General features: G+C 57.5%; 1 protein-coding gene and 1 pseudogene. Both read left to right on the top strand.

Annotation, left to right across the window (positions count from 1 at the left end):
• A pseudogene (locus tag NW827_RS10600) lies at positions 1-711 on the top strand (hypothetical protein); the annotation flags it as partial.
• Between the two features lie 13 nt (positions 712-724).
• Positions 725-2,617 (top strand): BPTD_3080 family restriction endonuclease, encoded by a 1,893-nt coding sequence (locus NW827_RS10595; RefSeq protein ID WP_414503665.1) that lies wholly within the window; start codon positions 725-727, stop codon positions 2,615-2,617.
• Positions 2,618-2,695: the final 78 nt, after the last annotated feature.

Genomic DNA, 2,695 nt, shown 5'->3' with positions numbered 1-2,695 from the left:
ACACGTACGGCGGCGGCGGCCGCGTCAGATGTTTATAAGAGACCGATACACACAGACGCGCCCGACTCTACCCCTATGCGCGTGGTGGTTTCCTTCGGTCCCGAGTATGCGCCATTGGAGCAGCGGCAGGTGGAGCAAGCCCTTCAGGAGGCGCAAACGCTGGCGCCGAAGCCGCAAATCGTTGTCTTCGCCGCATTCCAGTTCGATGCAGAAGCCGCGAAGGACATCGACGAGACCAAGTGGCCTGGCGTGACACTCCTCAAGGTGCAGATGAACGCCGACCTGCTCACTGAAGATCTGAAAAAGAAACGCGCCAGCAACGAGTCGTTTTGGCTGATAGGGCAGCCCGATGTGGAAATCCTCAAACGCGACTGTAAGTACATCGTGAAAGTGCACGGTTTCGACTACTATAACACAAGAACTGGTCAAGTCGAATCGGGCGGCGCGGACAAGATTGCTGTCTGGATGCTCGATACCGACTACGACGGGCGTTGCCTCTACCCGCGTCAGGTGTTTTTCCCGCTGGCGGACAAAAACGGGGGCTGGGCGCGCCTCGCAAAGAGTCTCAAAGCGGAACTCGATGAGTCGCTTATCGAGAAGTATCGAGGCACAGAGTCGCTGCCTTTCGAATTGGGGGAATACAAGCGTATCGCGGTCAAGATTGTCGACGACCGCGGCGTCGAGAGCCTCAAGGTGATGTATGTACCGTAGAGGTGGTAGCCCGATGAGCAAGCGCACTATCGATCGACTGATCATCAACTCGCCTTACGAGGAGCCAAAACAGCACTGGCGCTACGAGCGTGAGACGCGCTCGTTCCGCCTTGTTGAGGGACGCCGCCCTGCGGGATACATCACCGCAACCCCCGACTCGCAGTCCTTCGACGACCCAGGCGTCTTTGTCGAGATTCCCTTAGTCAATCAGATTCGCCCGCGGGTGAAGCAGTGGCGTGAGGCGGGCTATCCAGGCGTCACGGGCGTAACGAAACGGCTTCTTGAACACTGGAACGACCATGAGGCGTCGGGGATGCGCCGATTCTTCTTTTGCCAGCTGGAAGCGATTGAAACGCTCATCTGGCTCACGGAAGCGCCGCCTGCTGCGCACGCGGGGATTGAGATTCCCAGCGACGGCAGTGCGTTCCAGCGACGGTGTTGCAAAATGGCGACTGGCACAGGCAAAACTGTAGTGATGGCGATGGCAATCGCATGGCACATCTTGAATAAGGTGACGAACCCACAAGATGCGCGCTTCTCCAAAAATGTGCTTGTGATTGCTCCAGGGTTGACGGTCAAGCAGCGACTGGAGGTGCTTATCCCCAGTGCGCACGGCAACTATTACGAGGCGTTCGACATCGTGCCTTCTGCGATGATGGACAAGCTCCGTCAGGGCAAGGTGCTGGTGCGCAACTGGCACGCGCTGGCGTGGGAGAGCGAGGAGCAACTCAAAAAGCGCAAGAGCGTAGACAAGCGCGGGGCTAAGAGCGACGAAGCCTACGCCCGTGAAGTGCTTGGAGAGATGGCAAATGCCCGCAATATCTTAGTGATTAATGACGAAGCGCACCACGCATGGCGAATCAATCCAAAAGCGAAGGGCAAATACATGCGTCAGCGCGATTTAAAGGATAGCGCCGAAGAAGCAACTGTGTGGGTGGGCGGTTTAGACCGTATCCATCGCGCGCGGGGCATCCTCAGATGCTATGATTTCTCTGCGACGCCCTTTGCCCCTTCAGGCAAGCAAAGCACAGAAGAGACCCTCTTCGGTTGGATTGTCAGCGATTTCGGGCTGAACGACGCTATCGAGTGCGGGCTGGTCAAAACCCCGCGCGTCGTGGTGCGCGACGATGCTGTACCCGACGCCAAGACCTACAAATCGCGCCTGTACCATATCTACAACGACCCCAAAGTCAAGGATAATCTCAATCGTGCAGCGAGTCCTGAGACGCCGCTGCCTGACTTGGTGTTGAATGCCTACCTGCTGCTGGGTAGCGATTGGCTCGCGACGAAAAAGGCATGGAGTGATGCAGGCGCGCCTACGCCTCCAGTCATGATCACCGTTTGTAATCGCACGGAAACGGCGGCGCGGGTAAAGCACGCTTTCGAGAAAGGGCAAATCAAGATTGATGAGCTATGCGACCCTAAGCGAATGCTACACATCGACTCGAAAGTACTAAAAGAAGCAGAAGCACAGGAAGACGCCCCCGTCCAGACGCTCACTTTTGAGGCGCAGGAGGCAGATACAGAGGAGGACAGCTCGCAAACAGAGTACACCCTTACCAAGAGAGAACAAGCAGAGCGGCTGCGCCAGATGGTGGATACCGTTGGGAAGGTCGGCAAACCTGGAGAGCAGATTCAGCATGTAATCTCCGTTGGCATGCTCTCCGAGGGATGGGACGCCAAGACGGTCACGCACATTATGGGACTACGGGCGTTCACCTCCCAACTCCTGTGTGAGCAGGTGGTTGGGCGCGGATTGCGGCGCACCTCATATGAGGTAAACCCAGAAACTGGACTGCTGGAGCCAGAGTATGTGAACATCTTCGGCGTGCCGTTCACCTTTCTCCCACACGAGGGCAGCGACGACAGTCCCCCACCGCCCCCTACCCCGAAGACCCCCGGTTGACCCCCACCAGGGACATGCTGTTTTTACAAAAAACCCGCCCCACAGACGGATGGGGAAGGGGGGTGGGGGGGGTGTGGG

This window comes from Synechococcus sp. H70.1, assembly GCF_047502705.1.
Classification (GTDB): domain Bacteria; phylum Cyanobacteriota; class Cyanobacteriia; order Thermostichales; family Thermostichaceae; genus Thermostichus.
The sequence above is the reverse complement of the archived record's forward strand: the minus strand, read 5'-3'. Positions and strand labels throughout refer to the sequence as shown.

Bases quoted from the DNA above. Each gene is read 5' to 3' on its own strand.
- NW827_RS10595 (WP_414503665.1), top strand. From the start codon at position 725: ATGAGCAAGCGCACTATCGATCGACTGATCATCAACTCGCCTTACGAG.